Genomic DNA, 21,191 nt, shown 5'->3' with positions numbered 1-21,191 from the left:
CGGCCGGCGTCGACTTTGGTCGCTGTCGCCCCGCCCCTGGCAGGGCCTAACCTCGGTGGACGTGACGGCACACCAGCAGGACGGCGTTCCCGCCCCCGAATATCGGTGGGCGCTGCCGTCGGTGCTGCTCGGAGACGCCTGGGAAGGCGGGCGCGTGCGGCGCTCGACGCGCGACTGGATCGTCGACACCGTCATGTTCCTGCTGGCCTGCGGCCTGACGTTGCTGGCGCTGACGGAGATCCAGGACGAGCCGGCGCCGCTGCTCATGATCGAGCAGGTCATAGGGGCGTTGTCGTGCGCGGCGGTGTGGCTGCGGCGCAGGTGGCCGGTCGGACTGGCCGTGGTGACGACGCTGCTCTCGTCCTACCTGGAGCTGCCCGGCGGGCCCTCGGTCGTGGCGCTGTTCACGGTGGCGGTGCACCGGCCGTTCAGAATCTCCGGGCCGCTCGCGCTCTTCTCCCTCCTCACGCTGGCGCCCTACGTCTGGCTGCGGCCGCAGAACGACTCCGATCGGGGCTGGACGGCGGCACTCGGGGTGACGATCGCGCTGACCGTGTTCGCGTGGGGCATCGTGGTCAGGGCCAGGCGGCAGGTCATCTGGTCGCTCAGGCAGCAGGCAGAGGTGGCCGCGGAAGAGGCCAGGCGGAGCGAACGCGAGCGCATCGCCAGGGAGATGCACGACGTGCTCGCCCACCGTATCTCGATGCTCAGCCTGCACGCGGGCGCGCTGGAGTTCCGCCCGGACGCGCCCACCGAGGAGATCGCCAGGGCGGCCGGCGCCATCAGGAACAACGCCCACCTGGCGCTGCAGGACCTGCGCGAGGTGATCGGCGTGCTGCGCGCCGCCAGGCCGGGCGAGGAGGGCGAAGAGGCCGAACCGGTGCCGGAGCGCCCGCAGCCCACGCTCGCCGACCTGCCCAAGCTGGCCGAGGAATGCCGTCAGGCGGGCATGGACGTGCGGCTGACCCTCGGGGTGGGGGACGCGCCGGAAGGGCTGGGCCGTAACCTCTACCGCATCGTCCAGGAGGCGCTCACCAACGCCCGCAAGCATGCGGGCGGCGCGCCGGTGGCCGTCACCGTGGCGGGCAGGCGGGGCAAGGGAGTGTCGGTGGAGGTGCGCAATCCGCTGCGGGCCCGCCACGGCCTGCGCATCCCCGGCGCGGGCGCCGGGCTCATCGGGCTGACGGAACGCGCCGAGCTGGCGGGCGGCAGGCTGGAGCACGGCGCGACGCCGGAGGGCGAGTTCCTGGTACGCGCCTGGCTACCGTGGCCGGTGAAGACGACTCGGGAGGACGCATGACCACTCCGGCCGGCGAGCCGATCAGACTACTGATCGTCGACGACGACGCGATGGTGCGGGCCGGGCTGTCGATGATCCTCGGCGGCGCCGGCGACATCGAGATCGTCGGCGAGGCGGGCGACGGCTCCGAGGTGCCGCCCATGGTGGCCGAGCACCGGCCCGACGTGGTGCTGATGGACATCCGCATGCCGGGCGTCGACGGGCTCACCGCCACCGAGGCGCTGCGCCGCGCCTCCGCGCCGCCCGAGGTGGTGGTGCTGACCACGTTCCACGCCGACGCGCAGGTGCTGCGCGCGCTGCGGGCGGGTGCGGCCGGCTTCCTGCTGAAGGACATCGCGCCGGGCGACCTGGTCCAGGCGATCAGGAAGGTGGCCGAGGGCGAGCCGATCCTGTCGCCGGCGGTCACCCGGCAGCTCATCACGCACGTGTCCGACGGCGGGGCGGACGATCGCACCGAACGCGCCAGGAAGCTGCTCGGCCGGCTCAGCGAGCGGGAGCGGGAGGTGGCGACGGCTGTCGGCCAGGGCAAGTCGAACGCCGACATCGGGCGCGAGTTGTTCATGAGCGTGCCCACGGTCAAGGCCCACGTCTCGCGGATCCTGACCAAGCTCGACCTCAACAACCGGGTCCAGGTCGCGCTGCTGGTCTACGACGCGGGCTCGTAGCCGGGGCACCGCGCCGGCAGGTCCCGATCACGGCGCGGCGAGCCGCCGGACCGGGCCTGTGCTCCGAGGGCCGGGCTCGGACGGGCCGGGGCGCTGGAATCCCAGCTTTTCGCGCCGGGTGGCGGCGACCCGGACAAGTGCGCGCTCGCCGGGCCTGCCGCAGCGCCGCGGGGTGCCGGGCCGACGCGGCCCTCCGAGGTCACGAGCGGCGGTGCGAGACCGTTCCGCCATGGTCGGCCTCCCTGGTGGACGCCCGTACCGGCGTGGCCGATCCGTCCCCACCAAGCGCTTGCCCAAAGCGGAGTGGCCGTTACGGTCAGGTACGCGGCAGCCGTACCCTTGTCTGAAAGGGCATGTCACGAAGGGACACGTGGGATGAGTTCAGCGGGTGAAGGCCTGTCTCGCCCGCTTCCCGAGCAGGTGCGGCTCAATGTCGTCGACTTGGCGTCTCAAGTCCTCGGCACGATGCCCGGTGCCGCCATTCCGCCGCCGCTGCGGGGCATCGCCAAGTTCGACCCGCGTAAGCGGGCCAAGCTGGGCGGCGCCCCCATCGCGGCGCAGTTGGAGAACGACAAGAAGTTCCGCGAGCTGGTCGCCGAGTCGGTGACCGCGGGCTGGCCCGAGCTGGTCGCCGCTCTCGCCGAGGGCAACGTGCCGCCCGCCGCCGACCCCGTGCTGGTGGCCGCGGCCGCCTATCTCACCCGCCCGCCCGGCTGGGCGGAGATGATCGAGGCCGCCCGCTCCGACCTGGAGCAGTCGCTCGCGGCCGCCGAGGACTCCGAGCGCGAGGAGGCCGTCGCCCGGTTGCGCGAGCAGCTAGCCGCGCAGAAGAGCGGCGCCAAGGAGGAGGCGGAACGCCTGCGCGAGCAGGTCAGGGCCGCCCGCGCGGAGAACTCCGACCTGCGCCGCAGGCTTCACGACGCCCGCGAGCGGGCCAAGGCCGCGGCGCGCAGGGCCGAGGAGATGGAGCGGGCCGCCGAGGAGGCCAGGACGGCCGCCTCGGCCGCGGGCAGCGCGGGGGAGTCCGAGCTGCGGCGGCTGCGCGAACGGCTGTCCGACGTGGAGAAGCAGCTCGAAGCCTCGCGCCGGGCCGCGCGCGAGGGCAGGAGCATCGAGGACGCCCGCATCAGGGTGCTGCTCGACGCGCTGCAGGACGCGTCCGCCGGGCTGCGCAGGGAGCTGGCCCTGCCCACCACGATCAGCCGGCCGGCCGATTCTGTCGCCGCGGTCACCGGTGAACGGCCGGGTGTGCGCGTGCCCGCGCGGGCGCTGGCCGATGACGACCCGCAGCTTCTCGACCAGCTCCTCGCGCTGCCGCAGATCCACCTGATCATCGACGGCTACAACGTCACCAAGACCGGCTACGGCACGCTCACCCTCGCCGACCAGCGCAACCGGCTGATGACCGGGCTGGGCGGGCTGGTGGCGCAGACGAGGGTCGAGGTGACCGCGGTGTTCGACGGTGCGGAGCTCAACGCCCCTGTGCAGGTCGTGGCGCCGCGCGGCGTGAGGGTGCTGTTCAGCGCGCCCGGGGAGATCGCCGACGACCTGATCCGCCAGCTCGTCCGCGCCGAGCCGCCCGGTCGCGCCATAGCCGTGGTGTCGTCGGACCGGGAGGTGGCCGAGTCCGTCAGGCGGATGGGAGCCAGACCCGTTCCCTCTGGCTTGCTGCTGCGCCGCCTGGGCCGGGCTTAAGTTACGAATTGGTATGTTCGGGTGAGACCTCACCCGCCACTTCTGTACTATTTCGCCCCAGTAAAGATCCCCTGGGAGGCGACGCAGTGAGGTTTGGCCGGGTGCCGGTGGCCGTGGGTCTCGCGTTCGGGCTTGTGGTGTCCCCCATGGGGGCGGCGCTCGCTGATCCGAAGCCGACCATCGGGCAGGCCAAGGCCAAGCTCGACAAGCTCAACGACAAGGCCGACAAGGTCGTCGACCGCTACAACACGGCGACCGAGCGCTACAAGAAGGCCAAGGGCACCTACGCGAAGCTGAACAAGAGCTACAAGCGCAAACTCCGTACGGTCGCCGACCTGCGCACCCAGATCGCCGACATGGCCGCCACCGTCTATCGGGCCGGCGGCTACGCCACCACCATGCCGGGTCTGGTCAGCGCCGACAACCCGCAGGGACGGCTGGCCGGGATGGCGCTGGCCGGGCAGATGGCCAAGGAACGCTCGGAGAAGCTGGCGGCGTTCGACCGGGAGAACCGCGGGCTGAAGAAGGAACGTGACAAGGCGCAGGGTGCCCTGCGGTCGGCCGACGAGGTCCGCGGCGAGGTCGAGAAGGAGCGCAAGGAGATCCTCGGCCTGATCGCCAAGCAGAAGAAGCTCCTGAAGAAGCTGGGCGCCTACAAGACCGGTGACCCGAACAGCACCGGCATCGCGTACACGGGACCGGCGTCGGGGAACGCCGCGGCGGTGCTGCGGTTCGCGTTCGCGCAGGTCGGCAAGCCGTACGTGTTCGGCGGGACGGGGCCGGGCGGCTACGACTGCTCGGGGCTGACGCAGGCGTCATGGCGGGCCGCGGGCGTGTCCTTGCCGAGGACGACGTGGGCGCAGTGGGCGTGGGGCGCCAGCCGCAAGGTGTCGCTGAACGCGCTCCAGCCCGGTGATCTCATCTTCAGCGAGGGTCTGGGGCACGTCAGCATCTATGCGGGCAACGGGAAGATCGTCCATGCGCCGCAGACGGGCGACGTGGTCAAGGTCGTCAGCCTCTCCGCCTACGGCCGCAGCCTCGTGGGCGCCGTCCGCCCGTAATTCCGTCCCTCCTTCTACGACGCACCATCGTTGCCGTCGTGCGGGCGGTCCGCGATCACGTTCCGCACTCTCTTGATCACCTTGGGTCGAGATCATACGAGGCGGAATGTGACAAACGCGACATCTGACCCCTGACAAGACGGATGTTTCGCGAATGTGAGCAGGGTCACTTTTTGGTAACGACGCCCCCTGTTCCAACAGGGGTTCGGGAGTTTACTGAGGCCTTAGTCGATCTTTACAGCCTGACTCGGCTTTTGCTGATCCTTGACCGTTCCGCGTAGCTTCTGGCGTCGTCGCGGTGCACAAGCCATGGCGCCGTGAACCCGCATCGGTCCCTCCCGATGTGAAGACAGATGAAGATCCGCTGGTCATCGCCGCGATATCCCCATGACACGGGCGATGACCTGCCGAATCCGTGCAGTCAGGAGGCACGGAACCGGGGACCCAGCGATCCCAGTTCCCCAGGGATCAGGGGTGAATCGGCGCGCCATCGCGCCGTAGGGCGACTTCCAGGCCCGAATCCGACAGCTAACCCGGTAGGCGTTCGTGGAAGACCCAAGGAGAAATCCTGTCTACCTCCCTGCACAACCCCCGTCTGTCCCGCCTTGCCCTGCCTGGCGTCGTGCTCACGATGACCGTGACGGCCGGAGGTCTGGTCCTCCACGCCCCCACGGCTCAGGCGGCGACGAGGAGCGACACGGCCGGCGTCTCCTCGGTGAGGGCGGCCACCGCTGCCACCACCGCGAAGTCGGCCAAGGCCGCTCGCAAGCGGGCAAAGATCGCTCGGCAGAAGGTGAAGGCCGGCAAGGCCATCGCCGTGGCCAAGAACCAGATCGGTGACCCGTACCGTTACGGCGCCACAGGCCCTGGTTCGTTCGACTGCTCCGGCCTCGTCCAGTACGCCTGGAAGAAGGCCGGGGTGAAACTCCCGCGCGTGGCGAGCAGCCAGTTCGCCGGCATCAGGAACAAGGTCTCCTGGCGCAACCTCAAGCCCGGGGACCTCATGTTCTTCAACGGGCTCGGCCACGTGGGCATGTACGTCGGCAAGGGCAAGATGATCCATTCGCCGCGGACAGGCGAACGGGTGCGCATCGACAAGCTGGGCGGATGGCGCAGGTCGTCGTTCGTCGGCGCGGTCCGTCCCGGCCTCTGATGAGGCCCCGCCCGGGCCCGGGAGACCTTCCGGAGCCCGGGCGGGCTCCCGTGGCAGCCCGTCCTCACGCTCGTCGGCGGCCCCTCGTCGGCGGCCCCTCGTCGGCGGCCCCTCGTAGGGGGCCGGCCCTAGTCGGGCCCACTACGATCGGCAGCGTGTCCGAGCAGGTGAGCCGACGAGCCGCGCTGGCCGCGCTCCTCCTCCTCGGCCTCGCCGCCGACGCGCCCGCCCCCGGATCGCCCGTCTTCCCCGCGCACGCCCGTGACCTGTGGCCGGACGGCCAGGTCACCGCCCGCGGGACACGTTCCCTCGTCACCGGCCACCGCGCCGCACCCGGCACGCTCAGCGAACTCGCCCGCCGCGCCGACTCGGCGGGGCTGCGGGTCACGGCCGTGCTCGGCCGCCCGGTGCGGCCCGTGGTCATCGTTCCCGGCTCCGCGCAGGACGCGGCCCGGCTGGCCGGCGTGGAGCGACTCGACGGGCTGGCGGCGGTGGCCGACGGCGGGCGGGTGATCGTCGTCCCCGAGTCGTTCGGCAGGCTCACCTCCACCGGCAAGGACGTCGTCCTCACCCACGAGCTGACCCACGTCGCCGCGGGCACCGGCGGGCTGCCCGTCTGGCTCTACGAGGGCTTCGCCGACTACGTGGCCTACCGGGACGCCGGGCTGCCCGTGCGCACGGCCGCCGCCGAACTGGCCGCCGAGGTGCGGGCCGAGCGCGTGCCGGCCGCGTTGCCGGGGCCCGAGGCGTTCGCCGTCGGCGGGCCTGACCTCGGACGCCTTGCGCTGGCGTACCAGGAGGCCTGGCTGGCGTGTCGGTTCCTCGCCCGCCGTTTCGGTGAGAGGAGCCTGGTGAGGCTCTACCGTGATGCGCAGGCGGCCGGCGTCGACGAGGCGCTCGCCGCGCTCGGGCTCTCCGTGGCCACGCTGACGGCACGGTGGCGCGCGTACGTGCGGGAGCAGCTCGCGTGAGTGGGGAGAAGGATGAGCGGACGGCGGGACGCGGACGGCCCTTCTGAGGAGGCCGGGGCGGGCGGCGAAGAGGCGGCTGCCACAGGGCCCGGTGACGGTGTTCCCGTGGGCGCCGTCAGCGCGGAGGACGCCGCGCGGACGGACGGCGGCGCGGCGGGGGCGTGGAGACGGCGCGAACGGGGGCAGGGTGACGGGGTGCCCGGGACGACGGACGGCCCGGCGCAGGATCCGGGGGAGGGCCCGGTAGTGGACGCGGCGGTGGATGCGGTCGAGCGCCGGTTCAGACGGCAGGCCGCCGTGGTCCTGGCGGTGCTCGCGGCGGTGATCTTGGCCGTGGCCGCCTTCAGCACGCCGTGGACGGTCCTGGCCGCGGGGCCGCCCGACCCGGCGCGCGACTTCACCGCCGCCGAGATCGCGAGGGCGCGGGCGTTCGACGCGGCCACGTCCCTGCCGAGCTATCTCGGGCTGGCGCTCACGCTGGCCTTCGCGGCCCTGCTGGTGGCCACCCCCTTCGGGGCCAGGGTGCTGGGCCGGCTGAAAGGCCCCTGGTGGGTGCGGGTGGTCCTCGGCGTCCTGGTGCTCACCGCGATCGTCGAGGCGGTCAGGTGGCCGCTCGGAGTCTGGTTCGAGACGCTGCTGCGCGACTACGGGCTGTCCACCCAGGACTGGGCTGGCTGGACCGCCGACCGGCTGAAGGGCCTCGGCGTGGAGGCCTTCCTGCTCTGCCTCATGCTGCTCGTCCTCGTGGGGCTGGCCCGCAGGGTGCGGCGCTGGTGGATCCCGGCGGCCGTGGGGGCGTGCGCGCTGACCGTGGTGATGTCGTTCGTCTACCCGGTGGTGTTCGAGCCGCTGTTCAACGACTTCACGTCCATGCCGCAGGGCTCGCTGCGCGACAACCTGCTGGACATGGCCGAGCGCGACGGCGTGCCGGTGCAGGACGTGCTGGTCGCCGACGCCTCGCGGCGCACGACGGCGCTCAACGCGTACGTGTCGGGCTTCGGCGCCACCCGCAGGATCGTCGTCTACGACACGCTGCTCAAGGCGCCGCAGCCCCAGGTCGAGCTGGTCGTCGCCCATGAGCTGGGCCACGCCGAGGCCGACGACGTGCTCTTCGGGACCCTCGTCGGCGCCCTGGGGGCGGCGCTCGGCGTGGTCCTGCTGTACCTGGTGTTCGGCGCGGTACGCCGGCGCACCGGAGTCACCTCGATCGCCGATCCGCGGGCGGTGGGTGTGGTCATGGGCCTGATGACGCTGGGTTCGCTGATCATGGGCCCTGCCCAGAACGTGATCAGCCGCCACGTCGAGGCCAGGGCCGACGTGCACGCGCTCGACCTCACCCGGGATCCGGCCACGTTCATCGCCATGCAAAAACGGCTGGCAATTACCAATATTTCCGACTTGTCGCCGGATCCGGTGGAATATGTGCTCTATGCCTCCCATCCTTCCAGCCCTGAGCGCATCGCCCTGGCCCGCTCATGGGCCGAGCTGAACGGCGTCCCGGTGCCGTGACCCATGCGGACGTGCTCTTCGTCACGAACGACTTCCCGCCCAGGCCGGGCGGCATCCAGTCATTCGTGCACGGGCTCGCGCTGCGCACGCCGGGCGTGACCGTCTACGCCCCCGCCTGGCCGGGGTGCGCGGACTTCGACCGGCGCCAGCCGTACCGGATCGTGCGGCATCCCACGCGGCTCATGCTGCCGGGCCCGGCCGTCGCGCGCAGGGCGGCCGGCCTGGTGGCCGAGCACGGCGTGCGGACCGTCGTGTTCGGCGCGGCGGCGCCCCTCGGCCTGCTCGCGCCGCGCCTGCGCGCGGCGGGCGCGCGGCGCGTGGTGATGCTCACCCATGGCCACGAGGCGTCGTGGGCGAGCACGCCCGGATTCCGCGCCGTGCTGCGCAGGATCGGCGAGCACGCCGACGTGGTGACGTATCTGGGCGAGTACACGCGAGCCCGCCTGGCCGCCGCCATCCCCCCGGCCAAGCTCGTACGCCTCGTTCCCGGCGTGGACACCGGCCAGTACCGCCCCGGCACGGCCCGCCGGTCCATCAGGGCCGAGCTGGGCCTCGGCGACAGGCCGGTGGTGGTGTGCGTGTCGCGGCTGGTGCCCCGCAAGGGCCAGGACCAGCTCATCAGGGCCTGGCCCCAGGTGCTGCGGGTGGCGCCGGACGCGGTCCTGCTGCTGGTGGGCGACGGGCCCCACCGCAGGACGCTGGAGCGGCTGGCGGCGGGGCACGAGTCGGTCAGGTTCGCCGGCGCGGTGCCGGCGGCGGGCCTCCCCGGCTACTACGCAGCCGGGGACGTGTTCGCGATGCCGTGCCGCACCCGGTGGAAGGGCCTGGACGTGGAGGGGCTCGGGATCGTGTTCCTGGAGGCGTCGGCGACCGGGCTGCCGGTGGTCGTGGGCGCGTCCGGCGGCACGACCGACGCGGTGCGGCCCGGCGAGACCGGGCTGGTCGTCGACGGCGAGGACGTCGGCGAGATCGCCCGGGCCCTCGTCGAGCTGCTGACGGATCCCGGCAAGGCGCGCAAGATGGGCGCGGTCGGCCGTGACTGGGTGGCCCGCGAATGGGCGTGGGACCACGTGGCGGCCCGCTTCCGGGCACTCCTCTAGGCCCTCGGCCTAGCCCTTGGTCGACCCCAGCGTGAGGCCGGCCACGAACTGCTTGTGCAGCAGCTGGAAGACGATCAGCGTCGGCAGCGCCACCAGCACCGACCCGGCCGCCAGCAGGTTGTAGTCGGTGAAGAACTGGCCGCGCAGGTTGTTCAGCGCCGAGGTGACGGGCAGCTTGTCGCCCGACGACATCAGTACCAGCGCCCACAGGAAGTCGTTGTACATCCACGTGAACTGCAGCGTGGACAGCGCCGCCAGCACCGGCCGGCACAGCGGCAGCGTCAGCCGCCAGTACCGTTTCCACACCCCGGCCCCGTCCACCAGCGCCGCCTCGCTGATCTCCTCGGGGATGGTGCGCATGAAGTTCGCCATGACGAAGACGCAGAAGCCGAACTGGAACGCCACGTGGATGAGGATCAGCCCCAGGTAGGAGTCGTAGAGCGACTGCGAGTCCGACAGCCAGGCGGGCAGCGGGACCAGCGTGTAGAGGGTGTAGAGCGGCGTGATGAGCACCTGCGGCGGCAGCAGGTTGCCGGCGGTGAAGACGATCAGCAGCGCCTTGCGCCCGGGGATGCGCAACCGCGCGATGGCGAACGCCGCGAACGACGCCAGCAACAACGTGATCAGCACGCCGGGGATGACGATGATCAGCGTGTTCAGGTAGTAGCGGGGCAGCTCGGCCTGGATCCACGCCTCCGCGTAGTAGTCGAGCGTGAGATCCTCCGGCAGCGAGAAGTAGCCCAGGCGGGCGGTCTCCTCGTACGGCCGCAGCGACGCGTACACGGCCAGGGCGAGCGGCAGCAGCCAGCCCAGCGCCACCAGCGCGAGGAAGGCGTGCAGCAGGATCCGCAGCGGCCGCGCCGGGCGCCGCGCGGCGGGCCGTCGCGCCTGCGACGGGGGAGCGGAGGCGGGGGCGGTGAGCGTCATCGTTCCTCCCTGAACAGCTGCGACAGGTAGGTGACGATGAACGCCAGCGAGATCACCAGCAGGATCACCGCGATCGCCGAGCCGAACCCGATCCGGCTGGCCTCGCCCACGATGTTCTCCGTGACCAGCACCGACAGCAGCTCGAGCCCGTTCCTGCCCTTGTTGATGGCGTAGACGATGTCGAACGCCCGCAGCGCCTCGATCACCGTGATGACCAGCACGATCACGTTGATCGGCCGCAGCGTCGGGAAGACGACGCGGAAGAACGCCTGCCGCTCGCTGGCCCCGTCGATCGCCGCCGCCTCCTTGAGCGCCGGGTCGACGGCCTTCAACCCCGCCAGATAGATGATCATCACGTACCCGACGTGCCGCCACGCGGCGGCGACCATGACGACCCAGATGTTGATCGAGCTGTCGCCGAGCCAGTCCACGCCGAGCCCGGCCACCGCGTTCAGCACGCCGTAGTCGGAGGAGTAGACGAGCTGCGCGATGAAGCCGACCACGGCCAGCGACAGCACCACCGGCATGTAGAGGGCGCTCTGGTAGACGCGCGACAACCGCAGCCGCCGGTCCAGCAGCACCGCGCACAACAGGCCGAACGGCGTCGCGACCAGGCCGAGGAAGGCCAGCCACAGCACGTTGTTGCGGACGGCCGACCAGAACGGCGGATATTCGGCGGCCAGGTCGTGATAGTTGCGCCCGCCGACCCACTCGATGGGGCCGATGCCGTTCCAGGCGGTGCCGGACAGCCCTACGGAGGCCAGCGTGGGACCCCAGACGAGGCCCACGTTGACGACGATGGCCACCCCCAGCCCGATGACCAGGATGGTCACGTCGCGGGCGGAGTAGCGACGGGTCTTGACGGCCATCAGCGGAAGATGTTGGCCTTCTGCTTCTCGATGCTCGCCAGTAAGGAGTCGATCTCGTCCGGTTCGCCGACGAACGACTGCAGGGACGGGATCATCACGGTCGAGGCGAAGTCGGGCCGGGTGTCACGGTCGAGGAACTGCGCGATGTGCGTGGCCTTCGACACGAGCTCCGCGCCGCGCTTCTGCAGGGCGCTGTAGCCGGAGGTGTCGGCCTTGGAGCTGGCGGCCAGCGTGCCGGGGTCCAGCTTCGTGGCGACGTTCTGCGAGGAGGCCTGGGCGAAGTGCTTGAGCAGGGCCTTGGCGCCGTCCACGTTCTTCGCCTTGGCGGAGATCATGTAGCCGTCGATGGGGGCGTCGATCGAGTCGGTGCCGTACGCCGGGTTGATCTGCGGGAAGGTGAAGAAGTCCAGGTCGTCCCGGTCGGCCTCGGGGAACTGCTGGGCGACGAACATCCCCAGCAGGTACATCCCGGTCTTCTTCTGCGCCAGAGACTGGCCGGCCTCCTGCCACGTGCGGCCGAGCGAGGCCGGCTGGTGGAACTCCATCAGCCCCCGCCACGTGTCGAACACCTGCCTGACCCGGGGATCCGTCCACGACTCCTTGCCGGCCATGAGCGAGATGTGGAAGTCGTAGCCGTTCGTCCGCATGTTGAGGATGTCGAACGTGCCCATCGCCGGCCAGCCGTCCTTGTCGGCGAACGCGATCGGGACGAGCCCGTCGGCCTTCATCTTCCTGGCCAGCGCGGTCAGCTCGTCGAGCGTGGCCGGCGGCTCGTACCCCTTCTCCCGCCAGAGGCTCTTGCGGTAGAACACCGCCCACGGATAGTAGGTGAACGGTACGAAGTACTGCTTGCCGTCGGATCCGGTCGACTGGTCCTTGAACGCCTGGGTGTAGCCGCCGCCGATCTCCCGCCACACGTCGGAGATGTCCACGGCCAGCCCCTGCTGGGCGAAGAACTGCATGCGGTAGCCGGCGAACCAGGTGAACACGTCTTCGGGCGTGCCGCGGAGATAGCGGTTGATGTTCTCCTGGAACGTGTTGTGGTCCACGGTGTTGATCTTCGTGGTGGCCTGCGTGAAGTCGCCGACCACGGTTTCGAGGGTCTTCTTCGGGATCTCGTCGGAGGCGTTGGAGCCGATCGTGACGGTGCCCTGCCCTCCGCCGCCGGAGGCGGGGCCGGCGTCGCCGGAGCCGCACCCGGTGAGCACGGCCGGGACGCCGAACACGGCGGCGGCTCCCAGCAGGACATGACGGCGGGAGATCGGTAGCTGGTGGGCCATCGTGGATTTCCTCCTTGCCGGACCCTTCAGATTCCCCCGAGTTCGCGCATCTTCCTTCATCGAAAGACCAACATTTCGGACTGTCAACGCACGGTTTCATGACGAATCCCCGGCAGCCGCGCCGCCGCCGCCGTGTCATGATGCGATCGGGATGGTGTAGGAACCTGTTGGGATCTGGTGAGGCGATGCGCGCTCCGCAGCGTCAGCAGGCGATTCTCGAACTGGTCAGGCAGCACGGCGGCGTCCGGGTGGTCGAGCTGGTGCGGGTGTTCGGGGTCTCCGACATCACCGTCAGACGCGACCTGGAGTCGTTGTCGGAGCGCGGCCTGCTGACCAAGGTGCACGGCGGCGCCACCGTCATCGGCTCCACGGACGAGCCCGGCTTCGCCGCCAAGTCAGTGCGGCAGGAGGCGGAGAAGCAGGCCATCTCCCGCCGCGCCGCCGCCCTCGCCCGGCCCGGCACCGCCGTGGCCCTGTCGGCGGGCACCACCACCTGGACGCTGGCGCACCATCTGGCCGGCGTCCCCGCCCTGACCGTCGTGACCGACTCGGTGCGCGTCGCCGAGGTCTTCCGGCGCTGCGGCCGGACCGACCAGACCGTCGTGCTCACCGGCGGGATGCGCACGCCCTCCGACGCCCTCGTCGGCCCCGTGGCGGTGGCGGCGATCCGCGAGCTCAACGTGGACGTGCTGTTTCTCGGCGTGCACGGGATGACCGTCAGAGCGGGTTTCACCACTCCCAACATGATGGAGGCCGAGACGGACCGCGCCCTGATCGAGTCGGCCGGCCGGCTCGTGGTGCTCGCCGACCACACCAAATGGGGCACCGTCGGCATCAGCACCATCGCCCAGCTCAACGAGGCCGACATGGTGATCTCCGATGCCGGGCTCGGGGCCCCGGCCAGGGAGGCGCTGGCCGGCCAGGTGGGCGAACTCGTCATCGCGGGGGCGGACCAGCGCCGCCCACCTGTTCACCCACCGGGACGGGGGTCGGGTACGCCCGCACCCCCCAGGTCCGTCCGGCGTTGGCCCGCACGTGACGGACCAGGCGGCGGACGTGACGAGGGCGGGGCCGCACCGAACGCGGTCCCGCCCTCGTGACGGCGATCAGGCCGCGTCGAGCTTGCTCTGGATGCCGACGAGGATGTGCAACATCTCCGTCTGAGTGGCCTGCATGGTCTTCTGGCCCTCCTGCATGGATTCCACACGGCCCTCCACGGATTCCATGCGGCCCTCCATGGAGTTCATGCGCCCTTCGAGGCCGGTGAGCCTCTCATCGACCCTCGCGAACCCCGCGTCCATCGTGCGGGCGAGGTCCTTGACGCGGTTGTCCACGCCGTTGATGCGGTGGGTGAGGTCCTCCCCCAGCAGTCGCTGTTCTGTGCGGATCTTGACCAGCTCGCCCTGGATCTTGTCGCCGAGCTCGATGCAGGTGTCCTTGATGCTCATGGAGATCTCCCCTACGGTGGTGAGGAGGGACCGGGGATGTTCAGGATCTCCGGTCCCGTTTCTTTGCCACGAGAATACTCCGCGGGCTGCCGTCCGCAAGCCGGAATCGAATGGAGATTCCCCTGTTCAGGTGGCACGTGGGAGCTTAAATCCGAAATGATCCGTGTATGTTACGGCGACATATTGCATGGGTTCTGGCGCTCGTTCTCGCTATCTCCGCGTGCGAGTGGGACATAAATCCCGCGGCCTCTCAAAAATCGTCAAATCGTCCCACTGGGGCCTCTCCGGTGAAGGACTGTTCCAAGGCGACCGCGCGGGATTTCGACGGGGACGGCAAGGACGACGTCGCGGTCGGCAACCGCATGATCATCGGCGGCCAGGTGTCGATCCTGAGCGCGGACCGGCTCGTTCCCCTGACCATCCCCGACAAGGCCGCCGACGGGATCGGCGCCGCGGTGACGCTGACCCGGGTCAACGCGGACAACTGCGCGGATCTCGTCGTCGGCGCCCCGTACACGGAGGTCGACGGCAAGGGCGCCGCGGGCGCCGTCTATGTCCTGTACGGCGGGAACGCCGAGCCCGTCAAGAAGATCGTCTCGCCGCAACCCCAGGCGGGGGCGCGGTTCGGGACGGCCGTGGCGGCGTACGGCCGGACGATCGCCGTCGGCGCGCCGCAGGAGAAGGACGGCGGCGTTCAGTCGGCGGGCGCCGTCTACGTGACCGGCGACGGCACTCCGCCCCGGCGCATCACCCAGGACACCGAAGGGGTGCCGGGCAACAGCGAGCCTTTCGACGGCTTCGGCGCCGCGGTGGCGGTCGGCCCGCTGCACGACGGGCGGATGGGGCTCGTGGCAGGCGCGCCGGGGGAACGCGACGACGGCGGCGGCAGGCAGCGTAAGTCCCGGACGGGATCACGCGACGGCGCGGTGACCGTGATCCCGGACGTGCGGGCGAGCCGGATCGAGGCCGTCAAGCACGACGGCGGCGACGGCTGCGCGTTCGGCGAGGCCGTCGTCTACGTGCCCGGCGGCAGGTGGGCGGCGACCCAGCCGAGATGCGGCAAGGTGCAGTTCTTCCACGACGCCGGACTCGCCGGCTCCACGACGTGCGGCGCCTGCGCCGGGAGCACGGGCGGGGGGACCGCGGCCCTGGCCGCCGCGCCCGACGGCCGGGTGGCGGTGGCCTGGGGCGACTCCGCGCAGGTGCTGCCCGCGCAGGAGGGCGGGCCGGCCTCCGTCGTCCCGACCCTGCCGGGCGGCAACCTGCCGGTGGCCTTCTACGGGACGCGGCTGGTGTTCGGCATGCCCCGCGATGCGCCGCCCATGGGGGTGACCGTCTTCGATCCGGCCACCGGCAGGAGCGAGCAGGTCATGAGCAGGAGAGGCGACGTGGAGGGCGTCGGGGAGGCGCTGGGCTGACCGGCGCGCGGACCACGTCCCTGGACTTGTGCGGTGGGCCGGTGCCCGCCCCCGGCCCTCGCACCTGTGCGGTGGGTCAGGGCCCGCCGTACAGGTCGTCGATCTCCTTCTGGAAGTCGCGCAACACGAGATTGCGCTTGATCTTCAGGGTGGGCGTGAGGTGCCCGCTGTCCTCGGTGATGTCGGCGGCCAGGATCGCGAACTTCTTGATCTGCTCGGCCTTCGACACCGACAGGTTGGCCCGGTCGACGGCCGCCTGGATGGCGGCCAGCACCTCCGGATCGGTGCGCAGCCGCTCGGCCGTCGCCCCCGCCGGCATGGCCTCGGGATCGAGGGTGATCAGCGCCGCCACGAACGGCCGGCCGTCTCCGACGACCATGGCCTGGGAGATCAGCGGGTGGGCGCGCAGCGCGTCCTCCAGGGGCCCGGGGGCGACGTTCTTGCCCGCCGCCGTCACCAGGATCTCCTTCTTGCGCCCGGTGATCCGCAGGTAGCCGTCGGCGTCCAGCTCGCCGATGTCGCCGGTGTGGAACCAGCCCTCGGAGTCGATCACCTCGTCCGTGGCCGCGTCGTTCTTCCAGTAGCCGGCGAAGACGTTCCTGCCCCTGGCGAGGACCTCGCCGTCGTCGCCGATGCGCAGCGTGACGCCCGGCAGCGGCTTGCCGACGGTGCCGACCTTGTTGGCGCCCGGCATGTTGACCGAGCAGGGGGCCGACGTCTCGGTCAGGCCGTAGCCCTCGAAGACCTCGATGCCCACGCCCCTGAAGAAGTGGCCGAGCCGGTCGCCGAGCGCCGAGCCGCCGGACACCGCCGCGGAGAGCCTGCCGCCGGTGGCGGCGCGCAGCTTGGCGTACACCAGCCGGTCGAACACCGCCCGCCGCAGCCGCAGCCCGAGCGGCGCGCCACCGGAGCTCTCGGCGCGGCTCCAGGCCACCGCGACGTCCACCGCGCGGGCGAAGATCGCGCCCTTGCCGCCGGCGATGGCCTTCTGCTCGGCGGAGTTGTACACCTTCTCGAAGACGCGTGGCACGCCCAGCAGGAACGTCGGCTGGAAGCCCTGCAGGTCGGGGGCGACGTTCTTCATGTTGGGGGTGTGCGCCATGACGGCGCCCGCCTCGAACAGCACCACCTGGATCATCCGCGCGAAGATGTGCGCCAGCGGCAGGAACAGCAGCGCGGCCGGGTCCTTGCCGGCGAACAGCGGCTCCAGCGGCCCGCGCAGCACGTTGAGCGCGGTGAACAGCAGGTTGTCGTGGGTGATCCGGCAACCCTTGGGCCGGCCGGTGGTGCCCGAGGTGTAGACGATCGTGGCCAGGTCGGAGGAGGCGACCCGCTTCCTGCGCTCGTCGACGGCGGAGGCCGGGACACCCTCGGCGTCGAGCGTGCCGTCGATCCGCCAGACCGCCTTCAGGCCGGGCGCCGCCTCCCGCACGGTCTCCTCGTGCGAGTCGAGCTCGACGAACGCCGCCTTGGCCTCGCTGTCGGCGAGGATCCACGCCACCTGATCGGCCGAGGAGGTCTCGTAGACCGGCACGGTGACCGCTCCGACGGACCAGATGGCGTAGTCGACGAGGGTCCACTCGTAGCGGGTGCGCGACATCAGCGCGACCCGGTCGCCGTGCTCGACGCCCGCCGCGATCAGCCCTCTGGCCACCTCGACCACCTGGTCGCGGAACTCGGCCGCGGTGACGACGGGCCAGCCCGCGTCGGTTCTGCGGCGCATGACCACGGCGCCCGGCCGCTCCTCGGCCCGCGCGAAGACGGTGTCGGCCAGGCCGGCGGAGGCGGGCACGTCGACCAGGACGGGGACGCTGTACTCGCGCACGGATCAACTCCTCTTCGTGACGACCTGGCCTGGACGTTACCGCGCCAAGTTACGCGCTGGTAGCTCCGTCGCCGAGGCGTTATGTCACGCTAGCAGCGGGGCTCTTAGGATTTCCCCCATGAGGGTCCATGTGGTGAGCGACGTCCACGGCAGGGCGGACGCCTTGGCCAGGGCCGGCGACGGCGCCGACGCGCTGATCTGCCTCGGCGACCTGATCCTTTTCATCGACTACGACGACCACGCGCAGGGCATCTTCGCCGACCTGTTCGGGGCGGAGAACGCGTCCGCCTTCATCGCCCTGCGCACGGCCAAACGGTTCGACGAGGCCAGGGCCATGTCGGCGCGGCTGTGGGCCACGCTCGGCGGCGACCGGCGCGAGCACATCGAACGCAACGTGCGCGCCCAGTACGAGACCCTCTTCGCCGCCATGCCGGTCCCCGCCTACCTCACCTACGGCAACGTCGACATCCCCGCGCTGTGGGCCGACTACCTCAGGCCGGGGCTCGAGGTGCTCGACGGGCAGGTCACGGAGATCGGCGGGCTGCGGTTCGGGTTCGTGGGCGGCGGGCTCAGGACCCCCTACCGCACGCCGTACGAGATCGGTGACGAGGAGTACGCGGCCAAGGTCGAGGCGGTCGGCGAGGTCGACGTGCTGTGCTGCCACATCCCGCCGGCCCTGCCCGAGCTGCTCTATGACGTGGTGGCCAGGAGGTTCGAGCGCGGCAGCGAGGCCACGCTGGAGGCGATCAGGCGCACCCAGCCGCGCTACGCCCTGTTCGGACACGTGCACAACCCCCTTCACCGCCGCACCCGCGTCGGGCGCACCGAGTGCGTGAACGTCGGCCACTTCCGGGGGAGGGGCGTTCCGTACGTCCTCGAGTGGTGAGCGCGGGCGCCGCCCTCCGGTCCGTCCCGAGCGGCGTGTTGTGCACTACGGTGGTCGCATGGCTGATCGCACCACTTCGAGCACCACCATCAGCGCCGGTCGCGCCGATGTCCTGGCGGTCATCGCGGACTTCCCGGCCTACCCGGAATGGGCCGGGCAGGTCAAGAGCGCGGAGGTCCTCTCCACCGGCCCCGACGGCAGGCCCCAGCAGGTGCGGTTCGCCCTCGACGCCGGCCCGATCAGCGACACCTACACCCTCGGCTACGCCTGGCAGGACGACGACGGCGTGAGCTGGCAGGTGGTCGAGCCGGGCAAGATGGTCTCCGACCTCAGGGGGAGTTACCGGCTCGCCGACGCGGGCAGTGGCACCGAGGTGACGTACGAGCTGTCGGTCGATCTCAGCGTGCCCATGATCGGCATGATCAAGCGCAAGGCGGAGAAGGTGATCGTGGACACCGCGCTCAAGGGTCTCAAGAAGCGCGTCGAGGGCCGCTGAGTTGAGCCCCCGGGTTCTGCTCTTCACCGGCAAGGGAGGCGTCGGCAAGACCACGGCCGCCGCCGCGACCGCCACGCTCGCCGCCGCCCGCGGCCTCAAGACGCTGATCGTCTCCACCGACACCGCCCACTCGCTGGCCGACGCGCTCGACGCCGAGCCTGGCGAGATCGCGCCAGGGCTGCACCTGCACCAGGTCGACACCCAGAAGACGCTGGAGCGCCACTGGGGCGAGCTGCGCGAATACGCCAGGGGAGTGCTGGAGGAGCTGGGCCTCGACGAGGTCACCTCCGAGGAGATCACCGTCCTGCCCGGCGCCGAGGAGATCATCGCCCTGCTGGAGCTGCGCGAGCACGCCCGTGAGGGCCGCTGGGACGTGATCGTGGTCGACTGCGCGCCGACGGCTGAGACGCTGCGGCTGCTGGCCCTGCCCGAGGCGCTCGACTGGCACGTCAGCAGGCTGATGCCGGTCGGCCGCAAGCTCGTGCGGCTGGTCTCGCCGTTCGTGCGCAGCGTGGCCCACGTCAGCGCGCCGGGCGAGGAGGTCATGAGCGCGGCCGAGCGTTTCCACCGCGGTCTGATGGAGGTGCGCGAGCTGCTCACCGGCGACCACGCCTCGGTGCGGCTCGTGCTCACCCCGGAGGCCGTGGTGCTCGCCGAGGCCAGGCGCACCATGACCTCGCTCAACCTGTACGGCTACCGCGTCGACGCCGTCGTGGCCAACCGGGTCTTCCCCGACGGCGACGCCGACGAGTGGCGTGCGCGGTGGGTGGAGGCGCAGTCCAGGCTGCTGGCCGAGGCGGAGGAGTCCTTCGCGCCGCTGCCCGTGTACGTCGTCCCCTATCTGCCCGCCGAGCCCGTCGGCAGGAAGGCCCTGGCCGAGCTCGGCGCGTCGATGTACGGCGGGTCCGACCCGTTCGCCCCGCACGCGATCGAGCCTCCGTTGCGGATGAGCGCCGACGAGCTGGCCCTCGCCCTGCCCGGGGCCGACCGCGACGACATCGACCTGGCCCGCAAGGGAGACGAGCTGATCGTCACCGCCGGCCCCTACCGCAGGATCCTGGCGCTGCCCGCCGCGCTGGCCCGTCGTAAGATCAGCGCGGCAGCGCTCCGCGACGGCGTGCTCAGCGTGCGGTTCGGCGATCCCGCGTGACGGCGATTTCTGCATTACCGTTCAGGTCGGGGAGCGAATCCGCAACCTGACGAGTTGAGGAGGATGAGCGACCCCATACGCAGGGAGGGCCAGATGACCGAGAGCAACGACAGAGATCCGATCGGGACCGTCGCCGACGAGGCGCGCAAGTTGTTGGAGTCGATCCAGGGGCGGGCCACCCGCCAGGTCGGCAAGTCCGTGTTCAACTCGTTCGCCGGCGGCGGTCGCAGGGAACGCGACGTGTGGGAAGAGGCGGTGTCCGAGCCACACGACGAGTACGTCTGCCGTGCCTGCCCGGTCTGCCGGGCGATCGCCGCCCAGCGCGAGTCCGGCTCCGACGTGACCGGGCACCTGGTGGCCGCCGGCGGTGAACTGTTCGCCGCCGTCCGCGGCGCGCTCGACGTCCTCAGCAGGCCGCCCGCCCCTCGCAGGCAACGCGACGATCAGGATCGCCGCGACAATGTGGAACACATAGATCTGGGATAGGGAGACACGGGGCAATGCTCACGATCGGTGTCGACATCGGCGGAACCAAGGTGGCCGCCGGTGTGGTCGACGATGACGGCAAGATCGTCGAACACACGCTCAGGCCCACCGCCGCCGACCGCCCGGAAGTGGTGGCCGAGACGGTGGCCGACGTCGTTCGCGAGCTGGCGGAGGGCAGGCGGATCGAGGCGGTCGGGGTCGGCGCGGCCGGGTTCGTCGACGAGACCAGGTCGATGGTGCGCTTCGCCCCCAACCTGGCCTGGCGCGAGGAGCCGCTGCAGAAGAAGATCAGCGGCCTGCTCGGCCTGCCGGTCGTGATCGAGAACGACGCCAACGCCATGGCCTGGGGTGAGACCAGGTTCGGCGCCGGGCGGGGCCAGTCTCACGTGGTCTGCATCACGCTCGGCACGGGCATCGGCGGCGGTCTGGTCTTCGACGGCGCTCTCTACCGCGGTCGCTGGGGCATGGGCGCCGAGCTGGGCCACATGCAGGTGCTGCCCGGCGGGCGGCCGTGCGGCTGCGGCAACATCGGCTGCTGGGAGCAGTACGCCAGCGGTCAGGCCCTCGTCAAGGAGGCCAGGACGATCGCCGAGGCGGAGCCGGAGCGGGCCGGGATCCTGCTGGGGCTGGCCGGCGGCAAGATCGAGGGCGAGGAGGTCACCGAGGCCGCGCGGCTGGGCGACGAAGCCTCGCTGGAAGCGTTCGGCAATCTCGCCGACTGGCTGGGCCAGGGCATGGCGGACCTGGCCGCGGTGCTCGACCCCGGCTGCTTCATCGTGGGCGGCGGGGTGTCCCGCGCCGCCGACCTGTTCATCGACCGGGCGCGCGAGACCTTCGCCGAGCGGCTCACCGGGCACGGGCACCGGCCGCTGGCCGAGGTCAAGCTGGCGGAGCTGGGCGCCTCCGCCGGCGTGGTGGGCGCCGCCGACCTGGCCAGGCGCCGCTAGTCACC

At 71.2% G+C, this 21,191-nt stretch carries 20 protein-coding genes and 1 riboswitch; of the genes, 15 read left to right on the top strand and 5 right to left on the bottom strand.

Annotated elements, in window-relative coordinates:
• The first annotated feature begins 61 nt into the window (after positions 1-61).
• From ACTWPV_RS12380 to ACTWPV_RS12345, 8 genes are all read left to right on the top strand, one after another.
• Positions 62-1,300 carry a sensor histidine kinase gene (locus tag ACTWPV_RS12380; protein ID WP_443151847.1) on the top strand — a complete coding sequence of 413 codons (1,239 nt, stop codon included), beginning with the start codon at positions 62-64 and terminating at the stop codon, positions 1,298-1,300.
• A complete protein-coding gene (locus ACTWPV_RS12375) occupies positions 1,297-1,965 on the top strand; it encodes a response regulator transcription factor (RefSeq protein WP_347642623.1) in 669 nt (222 codons plus the stop codon). The genes ACTWPV_RS12380 and ACTWPV_RS12375 overlap by 4 nt, the downstream gene beginning before the upstream one ends.
• Positions 1,966-2,406: 441 nt before the next feature.
• A complete protein-coding gene (locus ACTWPV_RS12370) occupies positions 2,407-3,660 on the top strand; it encodes an NYN domain-containing protein (RefSeq protein ID WP_347642624.1) in 1,254 nt (417 codons plus the stop codon).
• Positions 3,661-3,761: 101 nt separating this feature from the next.
• A complete protein-coding gene (locus ACTWPV_RS12365; protein ID WP_443151846.1) occupies positions 3,762-4,721 on the top strand; it encodes an NlpC/P60 family protein in 960 nt (319 codons plus the stop codon).
• A gap of 395 nt (positions 4,722-5,116) precedes the next feature.
• A riboswitch (cyclic di-AMP (ydaO/yuaA leader) is annotated at positions 5,117-5,279 on the top strand.
• Between the two features lie 73 nt (positions 5,280-5,352).
• Entirely contained in the window at positions 5,353-5,874 is a 522-nt protein-coding gene (locus ACTWPV_RS12360) for a C40 family peptidase (protein WP_443151979.1), read from the top strand.
• Positions 5,875-6,029: 155 nt separating this feature from the next.
• On the top strand, positions 6,030-6,845 hold the full coding sequence (locus ACTWPV_RS12355; protein ID WP_443151845.1) for a hypothetical protein: 816 nt from the start codon (positions 6,030-6,032) through the stop codon (positions 6,843-6,845).
• A gap of 12 nt (positions 6,846-6,857) precedes the next feature.
• Positions 6,858-8,354, top strand: coding sequence for a M48 family metallopeptidase (locus ACTWPV_RS12350; protein WP_443151844.1), 1,497 nt, complete (start codon positions 6,858-6,860; stop codon positions 8,352-8,354).
• A complete protein-coding gene (locus ACTWPV_RS12345; RefSeq protein WP_443151843.1) occupies positions 8,321-9,454 on the top strand; it encodes a glycosyltransferase family 4 protein in 1,134 nt (377 codons plus the stop codon). Before ACTWPV_RS12350 ends, ACTWPV_RS12345 begins: the two co-directional genes overlap by 34 nt.
• A gap of 9 nt (positions 9,455-9,463) precedes the next feature.
• Here the strand turns inward: ACTWPV_RS12345 and ACTWPV_RS12340 are convergent, their stop codons facing one another.
• The 3 genes from ACTWPV_RS12340 to ACTWPV_RS12330 are packed head-to-tail and all read right to left on the bottom strand — an operon-like array spanning position 9,464 to position 12,530.
• Entirely contained in the window at positions 9,464-10,381 is a 918-nt protein-coding gene (locus ACTWPV_RS12340) for a carbohydrate ABC transporter permease (RefSeq protein ID WP_443151842.1), read from the bottom strand.
• On the bottom strand, positions 10,378-11,250 hold the full coding sequence (locus ACTWPV_RS12335; protein ID WP_443151841.1) for a carbohydrate ABC transporter permease: 873 nt from the start codon (positions 11,248-11,250) through the stop codon (positions 10,378-10,380). The genes ACTWPV_RS12340 and ACTWPV_RS12335 overlap by 4 nt, the downstream gene beginning before the upstream one ends.
• Positions 11,250-12,530: an ABC transporter substrate-binding protein gene (locus ACTWPV_RS12330; RefSeq protein WP_443151840.1), complete on the bottom strand. Its 1,281-nt coding sequence runs from the start codon at positions 12,528-12,530 to the stop codon at positions 11,250-11,252. Before ACTWPV_RS12330 ends, ACTWPV_RS12335 begins: the two co-directional genes overlap by 1 nt.
• 185 nt (positions 12,531-12,715) lie before the next feature.
• On the opposite strand from ACTWPV_RS12330, the gene ACTWPV_RS12325 reads away from it, so the two are divergent.
• Positions 12,716-13,630 carry a DeoR/GlpR family DNA-binding transcription regulator gene (locus ACTWPV_RS12325; RefSeq protein ID WP_443151839.1) on the top strand — a complete coding sequence of 305 codons (915 nt, stop codon included), beginning with the start codon at positions 12,716-12,718 and terminating at the stop codon, positions 13,628-13,630.
• 6 nt (positions 13,631-13,636) lie between these two features.
• Here ACTWPV_RS12325 and ACTWPV_RS12320 read toward each other — a convergent pair whose 3' ends face one another.
• A complete protein-coding gene (locus ACTWPV_RS12320; RefSeq protein WP_443151838.1) occupies positions 13,637-13,978 on the bottom strand; it encodes a hypothetical protein in 342 nt (113 codons plus the stop codon).
• A 287-nt stretch (positions 13,979-14,265) separates the two neighbouring features.
• Between ACTWPV_RS12320 and ACTWPV_RS12315 the strand changes: the two genes are divergently transcribed.
• A complete protein-coding gene (locus ACTWPV_RS12315) occupies positions 14,266-15,396 on the top strand; it encodes an FG-GAP repeat protein (RefSeq protein WP_443151837.1) in 1,131 nt (376 codons plus the stop codon).
• Between the two features lie 76 nt (positions 15,397-15,472).
• On the opposite strand, the gene ACTWPV_RS12310 is transcribed toward ACTWPV_RS12315, so the two are convergent.
• Positions 15,473-17,221, bottom strand: a complete 1,749-nt coding sequence (locus ACTWPV_RS12310) for an AMP-dependent synthetase/ligase (RefSeq protein WP_443151836.1) — start codon at positions 17,219-17,221, stop codon at positions 15,473-15,475.
• Between the two features lie 118 nt (positions 17,222-17,339).
• On the opposite strand from ACTWPV_RS12310, the gene ACTWPV_RS12305 reads away from it, so the two are divergent.
• The 5 genes from ACTWPV_RS12305 (at position 17,340) to ACTWPV_RS12285 (ending at position 21,186) form a co-directional block, all read left to right on the top strand.
• Positions 17,340-18,107: a metallophosphoesterase family protein gene (locus tag ACTWPV_RS12305; RefSeq protein WP_443151835.1), complete on the top strand. Its 768-nt coding sequence runs from the start codon at positions 17,340-17,342 to the stop codon at positions 18,105-18,107.
• Between the two features lie 58 nt (positions 18,108-18,165).
• Positions 18,166-18,603 carry an SRPBCC family protein gene (locus ACTWPV_RS12300; RefSeq protein WP_347642636.1) on the top strand — a complete coding sequence of 146 codons (438 nt, stop codon included), beginning with the start codon at positions 18,166-18,168 and terminating at the stop codon, positions 18,601-18,603.
• Between the two features lies 1 nt (position 18,604).
• Positions 18,605-19,753, top strand: a complete 1,149-nt coding sequence (locus ACTWPV_RS12295) for an ArsA family ATPase (RefSeq protein WP_443151834.1) — start codon at positions 18,605-18,607, stop codon at positions 19,751-19,753.
• 93 nt (positions 19,754-19,846) lie between these two features.
• Entirely contained in the window at positions 19,847-20,239 is a 393-nt protein-coding gene (locus ACTWPV_RS12290; protein WP_443151833.1) for a hypothetical protein, read from the top strand.
• Positions 20,240-20,253: 14 nt separating this feature from the next.
• Entirely contained in the window at positions 20,254-21,186 is a 933-nt protein-coding gene (locus tag ACTWPV_RS12285) for an ROK family glucokinase (RefSeq protein ID WP_443151832.1), read from the top strand.
• The last annotated feature ends 5 nt before the right edge of the window (positions 21,187-21,191 follow it).

The sequence above is a fragment of the Nonomuraea sp. KM88 genome (assembly GCF_052245635.1).
Classification (GTDB): domain Bacteria; phylum Actinomycetota; class Actinomycetes; order Streptosporangiales; family Streptosporangiaceae; genus Nonomuraea.
This window is presented reverse-complemented; position numbering and strand designations above follow the sequence as displayed.

Bases quoted from the DNA above. Each gene is read 5' to 3' on its own strand.
- ACTWPV_RS12375 (WP_347642623.1), top strand. From the start codon at position 1,297: ATGACCACTCCGGCCGGCGAGCCGATCAGACTACTGATCGTCGACGAC.
- ACTWPV_RS12360 (WP_443151979.1), top strand. From the start codon at position 5,353: ATGACCGTGACGGCCGGAGGTCTGGTCCTCCACGCCCCCACGGCTCAG.
- ACTWPV_RS12350 (WP_443151844.1), top strand. From the start codon at position 6,858: ATGAGCGGACGGCGGGACGCGGACGGCCCTTCTGAGGAGGCCGGGGCG.
- ACTWPV_RS12345 (WP_443151843.1), top strand. From the start codon at position 8,321: ATGGGCCGAGCTGAACGGCGTCCCGGTGCCGTGACCCATGCGGACGTG.
- ACTWPV_RS12340 (WP_443151842.1), bottom strand. From the start codon at position 10,381: ATGACGCTCACCGCCCCCGCCTCCGCTCCCCCGTCGCAGGCGCGACGG.
- ACTWPV_RS12335 (WP_443151841.1), bottom strand. From the start codon at position 11,250: ATGGCCGTCAAGACCCGTCGCTACTCCGCCCGCGACGTGACCATCCTG.
- ACTWPV_RS12330 (WP_443151840.1), bottom strand. From the start codon at position 12,530: ATGGCCCACCAGCTACCGATCTCCCGCCGTCATGTCCTGCTGGGAGCC.
- ACTWPV_RS12325 (WP_443151839.1), top strand. From the start codon at position 12,716: ATGCGCGCTCCGCAGCGTCAGCAGGCGATTCTCGAACTGGTCAGGCAG.
- ACTWPV_RS12320 (WP_443151838.1), bottom strand. From the start codon at position 13,978: ATGAGCATCAAGGACACCTGCATCGAGCTCGGCGACAAGATCCAGGGC.
- ACTWPV_RS12305 (WP_443151835.1), top strand. From the start codon at position 17,340: ATGAGGGTCCATGTGGTGAGCGACGTCCACGGCAGGGCGGACGCCTTG.
- ACTWPV_RS12300 (WP_347642636.1), top strand. From the start codon at position 18,166: ATGGCTGATCGCACCACTTCGAGCACCACCATCAGCGCCGGTCGCGCC.
- ACTWPV_RS12290 (WP_443151833.1), top strand. From the start codon at position 19,847: ATGACCGAGAGCAACGACAGAGATCCGATCGGGACCGTCGCCGACGAG.
- ACTWPV_RS12285 (WP_443151832.1), top strand. From the start codon at position 20,254: ATGCTCACGATCGGTGTCGACATCGGCGGAACCAAGGTGGCCGCCGGT.